The following is a 17,630-nucleotide window of genomic DNA, read 5'->3' on the forward strand; positions in this document are numbered from 1 at the left end:
CACCACCACCCCGGAGCGTCCCGCCCCGGGGTGGTGGTGGGGGGGGAGTGCGGCGTCAGGCAGCGCCCCTCGTCACTGCTTGACGCTTCCGGCGCTGAGCCCCGACTGCCAGAACCGCTGCAGCAGGAGGAATGCGACGACGATGGGGATGATCGACAGGAGCGAGCCCGTGATCACGAGGTTGTAGATGGGCTGCGCGGCGGCGCCGGTCGCCTGCGCGTTCCACTGGTTCAGACCGACGGTGAGCGGGTACCAGGCGGGGTCGCTCAGCATGATCAGCGGCAGGAAGTAGTTGTTCCAGGTCGCGACGACAGCGAACAGCAGCACGGTGACGATGCCGGGGGCGAGCAGCTTCGCCGAGATGGTGAAGAACGTGCGGAACTCGCCCGCGCCGTCCACTCGGGCCGCCTCCAGCAGCTCGGTCGGCACCGCGTCGCTCGCGAACACCCACATGAGGTAGAGCCCGAATGGGCTGATCAGCGACGGGATGATGATCGCCCACGGCGTGTTCGTCAGCCCCAGCTGACTGAACATGAGGAACGTCGGCACCGCGAGCGCCGTGCCCGGGACGGCCACGGCGCCGATGACGACGGCGAAGACCGCCTTGCGTCCGCGGAAGTCGTACTTCGCGAGACCGTAGCCTGCCATCGTGGCGAGGACTGTCGCGCCGCCGGCGCCGAGCACCACGTACAGCAGGGTGTTGCCGAGCCACCGCAGGAAGATGCCGTCGCGGTAGGTGAAGGTCTCGACGATGTTGTCCCCGAGGTTGAAGCTGTCGCCGAACCACAGGCCGAACGTGCTGAACAGGTCGCCCTGCGTCTTGGTGGCGTTGATGACGAGCCAGAACAGCGGGAGCAGCGTGTAGAGGAGGAACAGGCTCATCACGACGGTGAGGACGACGGACCTGCGCCGTGCCGGCGGCGTCCTCCGGGCGAAGGCGGGGGCGCTCATCGCATCTCCTGACGGGATCCGCGCAGCTGCACGACGTAGGCGATGATCGCGGTGATGAGACCCATGATGATCGCGATGGTGGCGGCGTAGTTGTACTGCTGGCCCGCGAACGACAGGTTGTACGCGTACATGTTGGGCGTGTAGAACGTCGTGATCGTGTTGGGCGCCAGGGGCTTGAGGATGTTGGGCTCGTTGAACAGCTGGAAGCTGCCGATGATCGAGAAGATGGTCGCGATCACGATCGAGCCGCGGAGGGCGGGGAGCTTGATCGAGAGGATCGTGCGCCACGTGCCGGCGCCGTCGAGGGATGCGGCCTCGTACAGCTCGCCGGGGATCGTCTTCAGCGACGAGTAGAAGATCAGCATGTTGTAGCCGACGAACTGCCACGTCACGATGTTGCCGATCGAGACCATCATCCACTGGGGAACGAAGGGCTTCAGCACCTCGGCGCCGAGCAGATCGTTGATGTTGCCGGCGAGGCCGAACCGGTCGCCGTAGATGTAGCCCCACATGAGCACGGCGACGACGGCGGGCACGGCGTACGGCAGGAAGATGACGATCCGGTACAGGCCGGACGCGTGGAGTCGGACGCTGTCGATCGCGAGGGCCGCGGCCAGAGCGAGCACCAGCATGATCGGCACCTGGATGAGCAGGAACAGCAGCACGCGCACGAAGCCGTCCCACAGCTTCGGGTCCGTGAACGCGGCGAGGTAGTTGTCCAGGCCGACGAAGGCGTTGCCGCCGACGATCTGCTCGCGGAAGAAGCTGAGGTACAGCGCGTAGGCGAGCGGTGCGAGGAAGACCAGCGCGAAGACGATCGCGAAGGGTGCGACGAAGATCCAGCCGCGCTGCTCGACGCCGATCCGCCGCCTTCTCGCCGGGCGCGTGGCCCGGGGTGGTGCCGTGGTGGTCGTCATCGTCCGGGTGCCTCTTCTGTGATGCAGGTGCCGCGCCGACGCTGCATCGCAGGGGGCGCGGGATATGTTGACGTAAACATAACTCCCTCGCGCTAGCATGTCAACGTCAACATCGAGGAGGAGCCCGATATGGGGGAAGACGTGGCATCCGCCCCGACCGAGCAGCGGTCGCGTCGACGCGAAGTCTCCATGGCCGACGTCGCGGCGGAGGCGAAGGTCTCCGGGCAGACGGTGTCGCGCGTCGCGAACGGCCGCGCCAACGTGGACCCGGATACGCGGGCGCGGGTGCTCGAGGCGATGAACCGGCTGGGGTATCGCCCGAACAGCGCAGCGCGCGCGCTGCGATCCGGGCGTTTCCGCAGCATCGGCGTGATCATGTTCTCGCTGTCGAGCTACGGCAACACCCGCACGCTCGACGCGGTCGCCTCGGTCGCCGCCGAGGGCGGATACTCGCTGACGCTCATCACGGTGGAGTCGGCGACCCAGTCCGACGTGTCGGGCGCCTTCGTGCGCTTGGTCGAGCACGCTGTCGACGGCGTCGTGATCCTGATCGAGACGCATCGGCTGGGGGAGACCGAGCTGGCCCTGCCGAGCGGGCTTCCGGTGGTGGTCGTCGACTCCAGCGCCGGCTACGAGTATCCGGTCGTGGACAACGATCAGGCGGAGGGGGCGAGGCTCGCGACCGACCACCTGCTGGATCTCGGACACGACACGGTCTGGCACATCTCCGGGCCGCTCGAGTCGTACGCCGCCGAGCGACGCCGCGACGCCTGGCGCGAGACGCTCGAGGCGCACGACGCGCGGGTGCCCCGGGTGCTCGTGGGGGACTGGACGGCGGAGTCCGGCTACGCGCTCGGGCGGGCCATCGCGGCGGATGCGGACATCACCGCCGTGTTCGCGGCGAACGACCAGATGGCGCTCGGGGTGATCCGCGCGCTGCACGAGGCGGGTCGGCGGGTGCCGGGAGACGTGAGCGTCGTCGGGTTCGACGACATGCCGGATTCGGCGAACTACTGGCCGCCGCTGACGACGGTGCGCCAGCACTTCGACCGCGTCGGCTCGGCCGCGATCCGCGCGCTTCTCGCCGAGATCGACGGCCAGGGGCCGGGCGCCGATCGCCTGCTCGTGCCCACCGAGCTGGTCGTCCGCGAGAGCTCCGGCCCGCGGCGCTGACCTGCCCGGTGCCCCTGCCGGCTCCGCGTCGCCGGGGCTACGCCCCGCCGAGCGCCTCGGTGACGACCGCCCGGGCCTCGTCCTGCACGAGGCGCAGGTGGTTCTCGCCGCGCAGGGACTCGGCGTACAGCTTGTAGACGTCCTCGGTTCCGGAGGGGCGTGCGGCGAACCACGCGTCGGCCGTGACGACCTTGAGGCCGCCGATCGCCGCGCCGTTGCCGGGCGCGTGCGACAGCTTCGCCGTGATCTCCTCGCCCGCGAGCTCGGTCGCGGTCACCGCATCCGGCGACAGCTTCGCGAGCGCGGCCTTCTGGGCGGGCGTCGCCGGGGCGTCGACGCGCTGGTAGACCGATGCGCCGTAGGTGTCCTCGAGCTCCGCATAGCGCTCCGACGGAGTCTTGCCGGTGACCGCGAGGATCTCGGCGGCGAGCAGACACAGCAGGATGCCGTCCTTGTCGGTGGTCCACACGCTCCCGTCGAAGCGCAGGAAGGAGGCCCCCGCGGACTCCTCGCCGCCGAACGCGACCGACCCGTCGAGCAGTCCCGGGACGAACCACTTGAAACCGACCGGCACCTCGTAGAGGGGGCGGCCGAGCGCCTCGACCACGCGGTCGATGATCATCGACGACACGAGCGTCTTGCCGACCGCCGCCCCGGCGGACCATCCGGCGCGGTGCGAGAACAGGTAGTCGATCGCGACGGCCAGGTAGTGGTTCGGGTTCATGAGCCCGGCGTCGGGCGTCACGATGCCGTGGCGGTCCGCATCCGCGTCGTTCCCGGTGAGGATGTCGTACTCGTCGCGGCGGGCGACGAGGGCCGCCATCGCGTTCGGCGACGACGGATCCATGCGGATCTTCTCGTCCCAGTCGAGCGTCATGAACCGCCACGTCGGGTCGACGTCCGGATTCACGACCGTGAGGTCGAGCCCGTAGTGCTCGGCGATGAGCGCCCAGTAGTCGACGGACGCGCCGCCCAGCGGATCGGCGCCGATGCGGATGCCGGACTTCTTGATCGCCGGGATGTCGATGATCGTCTCGAGGTCGCGCACGTACGCCTCGCGGAAGTCGTACTGACCGAGGGCGTCGGCATCGATGTCGGCGAACCGGGTGCGCCGCACCCCCTCGAGGCCGTCGGCGATCAGCTCGTTCGCGCGGTTCGCGATCCAGCCCGTCGCATCGGTGTCGGCGGGGCCGCCGTTCGGCGGGTTGTACTTGAAGCCGCCGTCGCGGGGCGGGTTGTGGCTCGGCGTGACGACGATGCCGTCACCTCGGCCCGGGTCGGAGGCCTCGCGCTCGCGGTTGTAGGCGAGGATCGCGTGGCTGAGCGCGGGCGTGGGCACCCAGGAGTCGCGCGAGTCGACCCGCACGTCGATGCCGTTGGCCACGAGCACCTCGATGGCGCTGCGCTCGGCTGGGAGCGACAGACCGTGCGTGTCGCGACCGAGGAACAGGGGGCCCGCGATCCCCTGCGCGGTGCGGTAGTCGACGATCGCCTGGGTGGTGGCGAGGATGTGGTCCTCGTTGAAGCTCGTCGACAGGCTCGATCCGCGGTGGCCGCTCGTGCCGAACGCGACGCGCTGCTCGGGCACCGAGGCATCCGGTCTGCGGTCGTAGTAGGCGTTGATCAGCTCGTCGATGTCGATGAGATCGGATGCTTCTGCGGGTGCTCCGGCACGGCTCATCCCCCCAGTCTGCCGTGCGCGGCGGCTCCGGTCACGCCGCTGGTCGCAGGTTTCGCTCGCCGCGGACCAGGTGACGGGGCGTGAACAGCGCCTCGAGACGGAGCGGGTCTAGGCTGAATCCCCGTGACCACCCCCCCATCCGCCCGTCGTACCTACAGCTATCTCGGCCCCGCAGGCACGTTCACCGAGGCCGCGCTCGCGCAGGTCCCGGAGGCGCGCGGTCAGAGCTGGAACCCCGTGCGCAACGTCGCCGAGGCGCTCGCCGACGTCGTCGAGGGGCGGTCGGACGCGGCGATGATCGCGATCGAGAACTCGGTCGACGGCGGGGTGTCGACGGCGCAGGACGCCCTCGCGACGATGCCGGGCCTGCGGATCGTGGGCGAGTACCTGGTCCCGGTGAACTTCGTGCTCGTCGGCCGCCCCGGCACGAGCCTCGCCGACGTCTCGCTCGTCGCCGCGCACCCGGTGGCCTACGCGCAGTGCCTGCAGTGGCTCGGCCGCGAGCTGCCCGGCCACGCCCACCTGCCCGCATCCAGCAACGTCGCCAGCGCCCTCGGCCTCATCGACGGCACGAGCGATGCGGATGCGGCGATCTCGCCCCCCGGGATCCTCGAGCACCACGACCTGCAGCTGCTCGCGGAGGGGATCGGCGACAAGAAGGACGCCGTCACGCGCTTCGTGCTCGTGGCGCGCACGGTCGCCCCGCCCGCCCCGACCGGGGCGGACAAGACCTCGCTCGTCGTCGAGCTGCCCGACGACCACCCCGGCGCGCTGCTCGAGATGCTGGAGCAGTTCGCGACGCGCGGCATCAACCTGAGCCTGCTCGCCTCCCGGCCCATCGGCGACGCACTGGGCCGGTACCGGTTCGTGATCGACGCCGACGGGCACATCCTCGACGAGCGGATGGCGGACGCCCTGCTCGGCCTTCGCCGCTTCAGCCCGAAGATGATCTTCCTCGGCTCGTACCCGCGCGCCGACCGGGTGATCAACCGTTACCCCGACCGGTACTCCGACGACGTGTTCGTCGAGGCGCGCGACTGGCTGCGGGGCCTGGTCAGCGGCGAACCCGAGGGCTGACCCGAAAGTCCTCACGCTTCGTCTCGCTGCGCTCGCTCAGCGACCGGGCTTTCCCCACCCCACGGAGTGCCCCGCAGGGGCGCTGAGCAGCTGAAGCGAAAGTCTCGTGCTCTCGGTCCCTGCGGATCGACGAGACGAGGGGCAGCGACCGGGCCTTCGTCACTCCACGGAGGGTTCCGCAGGGGCTACGCGGCGAGCTCGGCGCTGAGCAGCTCGAGGGTCTGCACGCGGCCGAGCGGGAGATCCTGCGGCTCGGCGGCGAAGGCCCCGGCGACGGGCGAGATCATGATCTCGTCGACGCCGTGCTCGGCGGCGAACGCGCGCAGGGCGGATGCCGCATCCGCCGGCGTGCCCAGGAACCACGACGAGCGTGCCCAGTCCGCGAAGGGCGCCGCGAGGCCGTCCGAGGCCTCCGCGTCGCGCGCCTCCTCGACCGTCTCGAGCGCCACGAGGGGACGCCCGGTGCGCAGCCGCGCCATCATCCGCACCTGCGGCAGCGCGCGCGCCCAGGCCTGGTCGGCGGTCGGTGCGACCACGGCGTTCGCGGTGACGAACGTGCGCGGCTCGGGGTGCGCGGCGCTCGGCCGATACTGTTCGCGATAGAGCCGCAGCGCCCGGTCGAGGCCCTCTCCGGAGAAGTGGTTCGCGAACACGTACGGCAGACCGGATGCCGCGGCCAGCTGAGCGGAGTAGTCGCTCGAGCCGAGCAGCCACACCTCGGGGGTACCGGTCGCGGCGGGCGTCGCGCGCACGGTGTAGGTGCCGCCCGAGGAGAACTGCACGGTCGCGCCGTCGTCGCTCGTGAGCGCCAGGATGTCGCGGATGTGGTCGGGGAACCGCTCGACGTCGCTCGTCGTGCCGCTGCGGTGCAGCAGCTGGGTGATGACCGGGTCGCTGCCGGGAGCGCGCCCGATGCCGAGATCGATGCGCCCGGGGGCGATCGCCTCGAGGGCGGCGAACTGCTCGGCCACGATCAGCGGGGAGTGGTTCGGCAGCATCACGCCGCCGGATCCGACCCGGATGCGGCGGGTCCGCGCGGCGGCGGCGGCGATCAGCACGGGCGGGGTCGTCGAGGCGACCGCGGGCATGTTGTGGTGCTCGGCGAACCAGTAGCGGGTGAAGCCGAGCTCGTCGGCGCGTTCGGCGAGGGCGAGGGACGCGGCGACCGCGTCGGCGCTGGTCTGGCCAGTGCGCACGGGCACGAGGTCGAGGACCGAGAGGGAGATGCTCATCGCCATCGTCAACCAGGGTTCGCGGACGGCCATTCCCGACCGCGAGCCCGCACCGGCCTTCCGGTGCCGCCGGCATCCGCGCGCGACCCGCCGGCGCCTCGGCGTCAGTCGGCGTTCTTGACCTTCTCATAGGCGTCGAGGGCCCGTGACCGGGTCGCCTTGAGATCGACGATCGGTTCGGGCGCATCCCCGTGCGCATAACCCGGCGCCCAGCGCGAGACGTACTCGCCGTGCGGGTCGAACCTCGTGGCCTGCGTCTCGGGGTTGAAGATGCGGAAGTACGGCGCCGCATCCGCCCCGGAGCCTGCGACCCACTGCCAGTTGAACGGGTTGCTGGCCGCATCCGCGTCGACGAGGGTGTCCCAGAACCACTCCTCGCCCCGCCGCCAGTCGATCAGCAGGTTCTTCACGAGGAAGGACGCGGCCACCATCCGCACCCGGTTGTGCATGACGCCGGTGCGCCAGAGCTCGTTCATGCCGGCGTCGACGAGCGGGACGCCGGTGCGTCCCCGCTGCCAGGCGCGCAGCTGCGCCGGGTGAAGGCGCGGCCACGGGAAGGCGTCGAACCGGCGGCGCAGGTTGACCGCGGCGAGGTCGGGATGGTGGAAGAGCGTGTGCCACGCGAACTCGCGCCAGCCGAGCTCGGACAGGAACCTGCCCGCATCCGCACCGGTCGACAGGGTCTCGTGCCACACCGTGTGCGGGCTCACCTCGCCCCAGCGCAGCCGCGGTGACAATGCCGACGTCACCCCGGACGCGGGCTCGTCGCGGGCGGTGTCGTAGTCGGCGAGGTCGTCGCGGAGGAACGCGCCGAGGCGAGCCCGGCCCGCGGGCTCGCCGGGCTGCCATGCCTCGCGGAGGCCCCCGGCCCAGTCCGGCGAGGTCGGAAGCAGCGCCCAGTCGGCGAGGTCGTCGGACGACGGATGCCGCCCGGGACCGGTGATCTCGCGGGGTTCCGGCAGGGGCCGTCGCGGCGCGGGCAGGTGCAGACACGCCCGCCAGAACGGGGTGAACACGGAGAAGTGCGTGCCCTGACCGGTCTGCACGGTCCACGGCTCGAAGAGCAGGTTCGCGCCGAACGAGCGCACCTCCAGGCCGTCCTCGCGCAGCCGGGACTTCAGCCCGGCGTCGATCTCGCGTTCGCCGTCGCCGTAGCGGCGGTTCCAGAAGACCGCGCCGGCGCCGGCATCCGCCGCCATCGCGGTCACGACCTCGGCCGCGGGTCCTCGCCGGAGCACGAGCACGCCGCCGCGTTCGCGCAGGCGATCGGCGAGGGAGGCGAGGGAATGATGCAGCCACCAGCGCGCGGCGCCGCCGAGGGCGCGGATCCCGGGCGACCGCTCGTCGAGCACGTACAGCCCGACGACCGGCTCGCCGCGGTCGACCGCGGCGCGGAGGGCGGGGTTGTCGGCCAGGCGCAGGTCGTCGCGGAACCACACGATCGAGGGGCTGGTCATGCTGCCATCCTCGCGGGCGGCCGGCTTCCGCTCGCGAGGGTTGACACGCTCTCGGTCGGCCTCGCCGCTCCGGCGCGGGGATCGGGCGGGCCTGTGATGGGCCGGCGGGGCTGGGCTGAACCGGCGCGGGATCGGACGGGAGGGGCCATGCCGGCGGGGGATCAGACGGGGCTCAGAGCCGGCCGACGTCGTGGCCCGGGGGCACCGTGACCGTGAGGGCGCCGGGCTCGATCCGGGCCTTGATGTGCACGGCCTCGCCGAACTCGTCGCCGTCGAGCTGCACGGGCTGCGGACCGGACGCGGCCACGTCCAGCGTCGCGCCGCGTGCGTACCGCACGGAGTTGTCGCGGGTGCGCAGCGACAGCACACGGCGCCCGGCGCGGAAGCGGCGCAGCACGCTGTTGTCCCACGCGACGCGGCGCCACACGAAGATCCACCCCCACCAGCCCTTCGGCTGGAAGACGGCGACATCCATCGAGCCGTCGACGACGGACGCCTCGGGGATGAGCTCGAGCCCGGCGGGCAGCGAACCGCAGTTGGCGTAGAGCACGCTCTGCACGCGCGCCGAGTGCATGCGGTGCCCGCCGACCTGGTAGACGACGCGGAACGGCTTGGCGGCGACCAGCGAGCGGGCGGCGCCGTCGACGTAGGCGACCCAGCCGACGCTCTTCTTCAGAGCCGGGCTGGTGTTGGCGATCATGGCGGCGTCCAGGCCGATCCCGCCCATCACGACGAAGCCGTGCGTCTGTGCGGTGCCGTCGGCGCGCCGGAGCTCCGCGAAGCCGACGTCCACCCGCAGGCGGTCGCCGGCGAACGCGGTGCGGATGATCCGCTCCGGGTCGTCGAGCGGCAGCCGCAGGTTGCGGGCCAGCAGGTTGCCGGTGCCGCTCGGCACGATCGTCAGCGGCACCCCAGTGCCGACGAGCGCCTCGGCCACCGCTCGCACGGTGCCGTCGCCACCGGCCACCAGCACCGCATCCGCGTGCTGGGCGAGAGCCTCGCGGGCGGGACCCTGGCCGAGATCCTGCACCGTCGTGGTGAAGAACAGGGGATCGGCCCAGCCGGCGTGCCGTGCGAAGTGCGTGACCTGGCCACGCAGTTGGTGGGCGTCGACCTTCGTGGGGTTGTAGACGAGGGCGGCGCGGCGTTGCCCCGCCGCATCCGCTGTCATGGTCACACGATAGCCGCCGGTGTTCCGCTGCGGCCGCGCACGGCTCAGGAAGACCGTCGGGACGCGGCCGACAGCGCTGCCGGACGCCGCGGGTGCGCCGGAGGAGGAGTTGCGCGCAGAGAGCGCGCAGAGAGGAGCAGCGCCGCGCCGCCGATACCCCGTCGCAGCCCGTCTAGACTTGGCGCGTGATCGATCTCGCTCTCCTTCGCGACGCCCCCGAGCTCGTCAAAGCTTCGCAGCAGGCGCGGGGGGAGTCGCCGGAGACGGTCGACGCGGCCGTCGCCGCCGACCGTGAGCGTCGCGCCGCCATCACCGCGTTCGAGGAGCTGCGCGCCGCGCAGAACGCGCACGGGAAGCGGGTCGCGCAGGCGCCGAAGGACGAGAAGGCCGCGCTCGTGGCCGAGGCCAAGGAGCTGAGCGACCGGGTCAAGGCCGCGCAGCAGGCCGTGACCGTCGCGGAGGAGGCCGCCGTCGAGGCGCTCTCCCAGATCGAGAACATCGTCATCGACGGTGTTCCCCCCGGCGGCGAGGACGACTTCGTCACGCTCCGCACGCACGGCGAGATCCCGACGTTCGACTTCGCCCCGCGCGACCACCTCGAGATCGGCGAGAAGCTGGGCGCCATCGACATGGAGCGCGGCACGAAGGTCTCGGGCAGCCGCTTCTACTTCCTCACCGGCATCGGAGCCCGCCTCGAGCTGGCGCTGATGACGCTCGCGCTCGACCGGGCGCTGCAGGCCGGGTTCACCCCGATGATCCCGCCCACGCTCGTGCGTCCCGAGGTGATGCGCGGCACCGGCTTCCTCGGCAAGCACGCCGCCGAGGTCTACCACCTCGAGGAGCAGGACCTCTATCTCGTCGGCACCAGCGAGGTGCCCCTCGCCGGCTACCACATGGACGAGATCCTCGACCTGGCCGCCGGGGCGAAGCGCTACGCCGGCTGGTCCACCTGCTACCGCAGCGAGGCGGGCTCGTATGGCAAGGACACCCGCGGCATCATCCGCGTGCACCAGTTCAACAAGCTCGAGATGTTCGTCTACGCCGATCCCGCCGAGGCCGAGGCCGAGCACCTGCGGCTGGTCGCGATGCAGGAGCGGATGCTGCAGGACCTGGGCCTGGCCTATCGCGTCATCGACGTGGCCGCGGGCGACCTCGGCTCGTCGGCCGCGCGCAAGTACGACGTCGAGGCCTGGGTGCCCACCCAGGGCGCCTACCGCGAGCTCACCAGCACGAGCAACTGCACGACGTACCAGGCGCGGCGCCTCGACATCCGGCACCGTCCCGAGGGCGGCAGGACGGCACCCGTCGCAACGCTCAACGGCACGCTCGGCACGACGCGCTGGATCGTCGCGATCCTCGAGACGCACCAGCGCGAGGACGGCTCGGTGACGGTGCCCGAGGTGCTGCGCCCGTACCTCGGCGGCCTCGAGGTGCTGGAGCCGATCGCGTGAACGACGCGCGACTGCCCGACACCGGCGAGGTCGAGGTCGAGAGCTACGAGGAGGCGGCGGAGCTCGTCGAGGAGCTCGCCGAGAGCGTCGAGGGGGCGGAGACGGATGCGGCGAACGCGCCGATGCTCATCGCCCTCGACGTCGACGGCACCGTGATCCTCGAGGACGAGACTCCGAGCCCGGGCATCGTCGAGGCGGTCGCGCACGCGCAGCGCGCGGGGCACCGGGTGATGCTCGCGACCGGACGCAGCTGGGAGGCCACCAGCCGCATCCACGAGGTGCTCGAGATCGCGCCCGACTTCGCGGTCTGCTCCAACGGGGCGGTCATCATGAAGCGCGTCGACGACGGGGCGGATCGTGCGCCGCGCTACGAGCGCTTCCACACCGAGACGTTCGACGCGCACGAGGTGCTGGTGCTGCTGCGCGAGCACCTGCCCGACGCGCACTACCTCGTGGAGCTGCCCGACGGACGCCGTGAGTACACGGACTACATGGACGACTGGAACCTCGACCGGGCCGATCGCGTCTCGTTCGAGGAGCTCTCGCGCCGGCCGGTCACCCGCGTGGTCGTGGTCTCGCCCGAGCGCACCGAGAGCGACTTCGTCGAGCTCGTCGAGCGGGTCGGCCTCAACCAGGTCTCGTACGCGGTCGGGTGGACGGCGTGGCTCGACATCGCGCCCAAGGGCGTCGACAAGGGCACCGCCCTGGCGCTCGTGAGCGGCTGGCTGGGCGCCGAGCCATCGCGGGTGCTGGTGATGGGGGACGGCCGCAACGACATCGGCATGTTCGCGTGGACGCTCGAGCACGGCGGTCGCGCGGTCGCGATGGGGCAGGGGCCGCAGGAGGTCCACGCTGCGGCCGGCGAGAGCACCGCATCGGTCACCGAAGGCGGCGCCGCGGCGGTCCTGCGCGCGCTCTGATGCGAGAGTCCTCACGCTTCGTCTCGCTGCGCTCGCTCAGCGACCGGACTTTCGCGCCCCACGGAGCGCCCCGCAGGGGCGCGGAGAAGCTGACCCGAGAGTCTCCGCTCTCGGTCCCTGAGCGAGGAGCGAAGCGACGAGACGAAGGGCAGCGACCCGACCTTTCGCACGCCGAGAGGTGCTGAGCGACTGACGCCTGCCGGACGGACTCTGCTCGCTCGGGCGCGTCGTGCAGCACCCGTCCAGACGCCGTTGCGAGAATGACGCGCAGCGCCGTCGACTAGACTCGGGGCTCGTTCGACGGATACCGGTCACCCGGCCCGTCGGGAGGGTTGTCCGAGCGGCCGATGGAGCTGGTCTTGAAAACCAGTGGGCAGAGATGTCCCGTGGGTTCGAATCCCACACCCTCCGCGGGAATGTCGGCGACCCTTCAGGGTCGGCGGCATACCATCTGGGGGGCGCGGGTTCGTCCCTGTCGTCACTCCACGAGACGCGTCGCGTGGGGGCGTACCGCTTGGGGGCGTGCGCCGCACCGCATCAGCTGCACGAGAGGACACGAGTGAGCCCGACGAACCGACCTGGGCGCCGCGAGACCGTGGCGCGCCATGGCCAGTTGCGCTCGCCGCATCCGGTCACGCAGCTTCTCAAGATCCTCGCCGTCGGCCTCGCCGTCGTGCTGGTGGCCGGCGTGGGCGTCGTGGGCTACAACGTGTGGAGCCTTGCGACGAACTTCACCGACGACGCGGTCGCACTCGAGGGGCAGGAGTCCGTGCCGCCGGACATCGGGGAGATCGAGGGCGGCGTCAACCTGTTCCTCGCCGGCACCGATGCGTGCGAGGAGGAGTACGCCGCGTACTTCGGCGAGCGGTGCACGGGGGCGGATGCGGGTGGCGAGCTCAACGATGTCAACCTGCTCGTGCACATCTCCGACAACCCGCGGCGCGTGACGGTGATCTCGTTCCCGCGGGACCTCATGATCCCGATCCCGTCGTGCGAGCAGGAGGACGGCTCGACGACCTCGGCGATGAGCAAGCAGCCGCTGAACTCGACGTTCACCTACGGCGGACTGTCGTGCACGGTGAAGACCATTTCGCAGCTGACAGGGCAGAGCATCCCCTACGCGGCGAAGGTGACGTGGGGCGGCGTGATCGAGATCACGAATGCCGTCGGCGGCGTCGACGTGTGCATCGCGAACGGCATCCGGGACCGGTACACGGGCATCGACTGGCCGGCCGGCACGCGCAACATCCAGGGACTCGAGGCGCTGCAGTTCCTGCGCACCCGGCACGGTGTCGGCGACGGCGGTGACCTCGGCCGCATCTCGAACCAGCAGCAGTACATGTCTCGGCTCGCCCGCAAGCTCGTGAGCGACGACGTGCTGTCGGATGCGGGCACGCTGTACAAGCTCGCATCGGTCGCGGTCGACAATGTCACGCCCAGTCAGAGCCTCACGAACCCCATCACGCTCGTGCAGATCGCGCTCGCGGTGAAGGACGTCCCTTACGACGACATCGTGTTCCTGCAGTATCCGACGTACACGGATCCCTCCGATTCGAACAAGGTGGTCCCGAACTACGATGCGGCCGATGCGCTGTTCGCGGCGCTCGAGGCGAACCAGCAGCTCGTGCTGACCGGGGAGAGCAGCCAGGGTGACGGCACGATCGTGGTGGAGCCGACCGAGACGCCCGCCGAGGAGTCGACCGAGACCGAGGAGCCGGCGGAGACCGAGACGACGGTCGACCCGTCGACGGTCGCCGAGCTCCCGTCCTCGATCACGGGTCAGACCGCGGCCGAAGAGACCTGTTCGAACGGCAACCTGCGTTAGTGCTGTCCGCGCGGATGCGCGATCGCACCCCGATCGCGCGGCATGGCCGGTTGCGCTCGCCGCATCCGGTGTCGCAGGTCGTCTCGATGGTGGCGGTCGCGGTGCTCGTCGGCATCGCCGCGGTCACCGGTGTGGTCGGCTTCCACGTGTGGGATGCGGCGACGGCTATCCGCGACAATGCGGTAGACATCGGCGGCGACGACGCGGCGCTGCCGCCCGGGATCGGCGAGATCGAGGGCGGGGTGAACCTGCTGCTCGTCGGCACCGATTCGTGCGAAGGCCAGGACCTGGCGCTGTTTCCCCGTTGCGGCATCGACGACGACGGCGGTGAGCGCAACGACGTGACGATGCTCGTGCACATCAGCGACGAGCCGCGCCGGGTGACAGTCGTCTCCATCCCGCGCGACACGTACGTCGAAGTTCCCGAGTGCGAGGACGACGAGGGCCGGACGCGGGGCGGGGGGATCGAGAAGATCAACGCCTCGTACATGCACGGAGGCCTCGCCTGCTCGGTCGCGACCGTCGAGGCGCTGACCGGCGAGGAGATCCAGTTCGCCGCGGCCATCCGGTGGACCGGTGTGATCAACCTCTCCGACGCCGTCGGCGGTGTGGACGTGTGCGTCCAGGGCGACATCTCGGACCGGCACACGGGGCTCGCGCTCTCGGCGGGCACCCACACGCTGCAGGGGGTGCAGGCGCTGCAGTTCCTCCGCATCCGGCACGGCATCGGCGACGGGTCCGACCTCGGCCGCATCTCGAATCAGCAGCAGTTCATGTCGGCGCTCGTGCGTAAGCTGCAGAGCGACGCGGTATTCGGCGACCCGGCCACCCTGCTCGGCTTCGCCTCGACCGCGCTGCAGCAGGTGCGCGACAAGCAGCTCGTGCTCGACACGCGCCTGGCGAACCCGAACCTCATGGTGCAGATCGCGATGGCCCTGAAGGACGTGCCGTTCGAGGACATCGTCTTCGTGCAGTACCCGACGTACTACAGCGGCGATGGTCTACGGCCGATCACGGATGCGGCGGACGCCCTGTTCGCGGCACTCCGAGAGAACCGACCGCTGCAGCTGACCGGCGACGCCAGCGGGGGGTTCGGCGTCGAGGTGACCGGCGAGGCACCGCCCGCGACGCCGCCGACCGAGACTGTGCCGGAGGACGCTGCGCCGGCGGAGGACGCCGTGCCGGAGGAGACCGCGCCGGACGCCGCCGTTCCGTCGGACGAGGCGGTGGCGCTGCCGTCGCAGATCCCGGGCCAGACGGCGGCCCAGGTGACCTGCACGGTGCCAGAGGGGTAGTCGCGGCAGGTCGCGGATCGGGCGGTGTCGCGAGCGGGTCGGTAGGTGCGGCGGTGGGTTCTGCATCCGCGGGACGACCCGGTATGATGGGCGGGTGTGCGCGGCGGCGCGAACCGTGCACCTGGAGACGTCGCATAGTCAGGCCTAGTGCACCACCCTGCTAAGGTGGAGTCCGCGTAAGCGGACCGAGGGTTCAAATCCCTCCGTCTCCGCCATTTTTCCCAGGTCAAGAGCCATTTTTCCGGCTCAACCGTCAGGGTTGGCGATCAGAGTCCGAGGCTCGGACCCTTCGAGGTGACCCCCAGGTGACCCCCGCTGCGGCCGAACTCTTCGGCGGCCGCGAGGCGGCGCACATGGTCGCGGCGTTGTCCTTCGCCGAGGACGTGCGCGTAGACCGCGAGGACAGTGCGGGCATCGTCGCCCAGGTACTCGGCGACCTCGTGGACGGGGGTGCCGAGGCGCAGCCAGGTCGATGCGGCGAAGTGCCGGAGCGCGTGGCGGCGGAAGCCGAGCGGGAACTTGCGGGCGACGCCGACGGAGAGCTGCCCGCCCTGCTGATTGGTGAACAGGTAGTCGTCGGCCGCCTTGCCCGTCGCGTAGTGCCGGAAGATCGCCAGGGCTCGCGGCGACAGCGGCACAGGGCGGGTGCCGCGCCAGGACTTCGGGGCCTTCTCCTCGTAGCGGTCGGAGTGCGACCGTTCGACGTTGAGCTGAGGGAACGGAACTTCGGAGAGCCAGTGGACGCGGATCGCGCGCAGCTCGCCCCAGCGCACGCCGGTCAGCGACATGAACTCGAACACGTCCGCGATGTCACTACGTCGCTGCCGCAGCGTCGCGAGCACGGCGGCGACGCGGCCGGGCGAGGGAATCTCGTTCGGGTTCACCGCGCGCAGCGCGACGGTGCCCAGCTCAGGAATCTTCTTCATGGTCCGCACCGGGTGCGGCTGGTGCAGCAAGCCTTGTTCGTCGGCGTAGGTGAACAGCGCGCTCAGGGTCGTCTTGGCGCGAGCGACGGTCGAGGCGGCCTTGCCGCCGCGCAGCTCCGCGAGCAGGTGCGCGCGGATGTCGTCGGCCTGGATCGACGCGAGTGGCCGGGTGAGCATCTTTGCGGGGATGGTATCGAGGTTGTTGCGGTCGGTGTCCACGGTGTGAGGGTTGCCGCCCTGTCGTGCGGCGAGGAACATCGTCACCAGCTCTTGCAGCGTGAATGACCGCTTGGGGGCCAGGGGCCGCCCCGTTTCGATGAGGTGCTTCTGCTTGCGCTCCCAGACCTCGGCCTCGCGCTTGGTGTCGAACGACTTGGACGCCACGAGCGTCCGGCCGGACTTGACCCGGACGAGGTAGTAGGTCTTGCCCGCCTTGGTCGTGCGTGGCTCGATCACTCGACAACCCCCGCCAAGCGCTCCACGTCGATGCGCCGGTAGACGCGCTTGTGCTGGGTGAGCCGAATCGGCTCCACCGGAGCCTGGCCGGACACGGCGAGGGCGCGCAGGGTCGTGCGGTGGATACCGAGCAGCGCCGCCGTCTCCTCCTCGGAGTAGAACAGCGGCGCCGGCCCGGTCTGCACGACGCCCTCCGTGCTCTCGCCCATCCTGGCCTCCTCTCACTCCTCAGATAGTTGCGGATATTTGAGAATAGACCGTAACGCAGATAACCGCAACTACATGAGATAACTCCCAGGTTCGCTAGACTCGCCTCATGCCCGCATCCCCGCGCCGCCCCGGCGATCAGTCCTATGACGGCCTGATCGTCGCTGCTGACCTGCCCGACGGGTGGCACCTTCCGTCTCGGTTCCCCGGAGAGCGGGACGACGACGCAAGCGAGCAGATCGACGCGATCCTGGGCTACAACGACCAGGCCGCCACCGACGCCGACCGGCAGGCGCAGCTCGACTCCGAGGCGAACGAGACGATCGACGGTCGCTGGCGCTACATCGAGCACACCGCCACCGCGACCCGGGTGCTGATCCGCCTCCAGCGCCAAACCTTCGCCGTTCCCGAGGAGGTGCGGATCACCGGCGTCATCTACCTTCCCTGGCGACCGGGCGATCCGATCACGAGCCAGTTGCTCCGCGAGCTGCCGACGGCGAGGATCGAGGCGTCGATCAACAAGCGGCTATTCGCCATGACGCGCGCCGAGACGATCACCGGCGGCAAGATCGTCCTTCCCTCCGGCCGCAAGGTGTCCGAGCGCGACCTGCTCAAGCCGCTGGGCGATCCGAAGAAGACCCCGGACTTCTACGAGCTGGTCGCGCTCCAGCACGGCCGGCTCGCAGGCCACGGCGATCCGAACCCCTCCGCGACGATGGCCGACATCAGCGGCGTCGCACTGTCCACGGCGCAGGGCTGGGTCACCCGCGCCCGAGCCCGTGGCCTGCTCCCGCCCGGTCGCCAGGGCAGGGCGGGGTAGGAGACTATCGGCCGCCCCCGCGATGGTCGCCGCGTCCGACAGATTTCCGGCCCCGTCATCGGTGGCAAGTT

General features: G+C 70.6%; 15 protein-coding genes and 2 tRNA genes. 9 read left to right on the forward strand and 8 right to left on the reverse strand.

What is annotated here, in order from left to right; translation table 11 throughout:
* Positions 1-72: 72 nt before the first annotated feature.
* Positions 73-951 (reverse strand): carbohydrate ABC transporter permease, encoded by an 879-nt coding sequence (locus tag GVL03_RS09140; protein ID WP_159500689.1) that lies wholly within the window; start codon positions 949-951, stop codon positions 73-75.
* Positions 948-1,868 carry a carbohydrate ABC transporter permease gene (locus tag GVL03_RS09145; RefSeq protein ID WP_159500690.1) on the reverse strand — a complete coding sequence of 307 codons (921 nt, stop codon included), beginning with the start codon at positions 1,866-1,868 and terminating at the stop codon, positions 948-950. Before GVL03_RS09145 ends, GVL03_RS09140 begins: the two co-directional genes overlap by 4 nt.
* A 129-nt stretch (positions 1,869-1,997) precedes the next feature.
* On the opposite strand from GVL03_RS09145, the gene GVL03_RS09150 reads away from it, so the two are divergent.
* Complete coding sequence (locus GVL03_RS09150) at positions 1,998-3,041, forward strand: LacI family DNA-binding transcriptional regulator (RefSeq protein WP_235038092.1); 1,044 nt, start codon at positions 1,998-2,000, stop codon at positions 3,039-3,041.
* A gap of 37 nt (positions 3,042-3,078) precedes the next feature.
* On the opposite strand, the gene pgm is transcribed toward GVL03_RS09150, so the two are convergent.
* On the reverse strand, positions 3,079-4,722 hold the full coding sequence (gene pgm, locus GVL03_RS09155) for a phosphoglucomutase (alpha-D-glucose-1,6-bisphosphate-dependent) (protein ID WP_159500691.1): 1,644 nt from the start codon (positions 4,720-4,722) through the stop codon (positions 3,079-3,081).
* Between the two features lie 123 nt (positions 4,723-4,845).
* On the opposite strand from pgm, the gene pheA reads away from it, so the two are divergent.
* Entirely contained in the window at positions 4,846-5,799 is a 954-nt protein-coding gene (gene pheA / locus GVL03_RS09160) for a prephenate dehydratase (protein ID WP_159500692.1), read from the forward strand.
* A gap of 185 nt (positions 5,800-5,984) precedes the next feature.
* Here the strand turns inward: pheA and GVL03_RS09165 are convergent, their stop codons facing one another.
* The 3 genes from GVL03_RS09165 to GVL03_RS09175 form a co-directional block, all read right to left on the reverse strand.
* Positions 5,985-7,037, reverse strand: a complete 1,053-nt coding sequence (locus GVL03_RS09165) for an LLM class flavin-dependent oxidoreductase (protein WP_373683834.1) — start codon at positions 7,035-7,037, stop codon at positions 5,985-5,987.
* 98 nt (positions 7,038-7,135) lie between these two features.
* Positions 7,136-8,488 carry a deoxyribodipyrimidine photo-lyase gene (locus GVL03_RS09170; protein ID WP_159500694.1) on the reverse strand — a complete coding sequence of 451 codons (1,353 nt, stop codon included), beginning with the start codon at positions 8,486-8,488 and terminating at the stop codon, positions 7,136-7,138.
* Positions 8,489-8,660: 172 nt separating this feature from the next.
* Positions 8,661-9,659: a diacylglycerol kinase family protein gene (locus GVL03_RS09175; RefSeq protein ID WP_159500695.1), complete on the reverse strand. Its 999-nt coding sequence runs from the start codon at positions 9,657-9,659 to the stop codon at positions 8,661-8,663.
* A 185-nt stretch (positions 9,660-9,844) separates the two neighbouring features.
* Between GVL03_RS09175 and serS the strand changes: the two genes are divergently transcribed.
* From serS to GVL03_RS09205, 6 genes are all read left to right on the forward strand, one after another.
* Positions 9,845-11,110, forward strand: coding sequence for a serine--tRNA ligase (serS, locus tag GVL03_RS09180; protein ID WP_159500696.1), 1,266 nt, complete (start codon positions 9,845-9,847; stop codon positions 11,108-11,110).
* A complete protein-coding gene (locus GVL03_RS09185) occupies positions 11,107-12,030 on the forward strand; it encodes an HAD family hydrolase (RefSeq protein WP_235038094.1) in 924 nt (307 codons plus the stop codon). Before serS ends, GVL03_RS09185 begins: the two co-directional genes overlap by 4 nt.
* Before the next feature lie 326 nt (positions 12,031-12,356).
* Positions 12,357-12,441 (forward strand) — tRNA-Ser (locus GVL03_RS09190).
* A 148-nt stretch (positions 12,442-12,589) separates the two neighbouring features.
* A complete protein-coding gene (locus tag GVL03_RS09195; RefSeq protein ID WP_235038095.1) occupies positions 12,590-13,855 on the forward strand; it encodes an LCP family protein in 1,266 nt (421 codons plus the stop codon).
* Between the two features lie 14 nt (positions 13,856-13,869).
* Entirely contained in the window at positions 13,870-15,150 is a 1,281-nt protein-coding gene (locus tag GVL03_RS09200) for an LCP family protein (protein ID WP_200847122.1), read from the forward strand.
* Between the two features lie 123 nt (positions 15,151-15,273).
* A tRNA-Ser gene (locus GVL03_RS09205) sits at positions 15,274-15,365 on the forward strand.
* A 51-nt stretch (positions 15,366-15,416) separates the two neighbouring features.
* Here GVL03_RS09205 and GVL03_RS09210 read toward each other — a convergent pair.
* Both GVL03_RS09210 and GVL03_RS09215 read right to left on the reverse strand, forming a co-directional pair.
* Positions 15,417-16,532, reverse strand: coding sequence for a hypothetical protein (locus GVL03_RS09210; protein WP_159500698.1), 1,116 nt, complete (start codon positions 16,530-16,532; stop codon positions 15,417-15,419).
* Positions 16,529-16,741, reverse strand: a complete 213-nt coding sequence (locus GVL03_RS09215) for an AlpA family transcriptional regulator (RefSeq protein ID WP_159500699.1) — start codon at positions 16,739-16,741, stop codon at positions 16,529-16,531. Before GVL03_RS09215 ends, GVL03_RS09210 begins: the two co-directional genes overlap by 4 nt.
* A gap of 107 nt (positions 16,742-16,848) precedes the next feature.
* Between GVL03_RS09215 and GVL03_RS09220 the strand changes: the two genes are divergently transcribed.
* Complete coding sequence (locus tag GVL03_RS09220; protein WP_159500700.1) at positions 16,849-17,559, forward strand: hypothetical protein; 711 nt, start codon at positions 16,849-16,851, stop codon at positions 17,557-17,559.
* Positions 17,560-17,630: the final 71 nt, after the last annotated feature.

Source organism: Microbacterium sp. 18062, assembly GCF_902706225.1.
Lineage (GTDB): Bacteria > Actinomycetota > Actinomycetes > Actinomycetales > Microbacteriaceae > Microbacterium.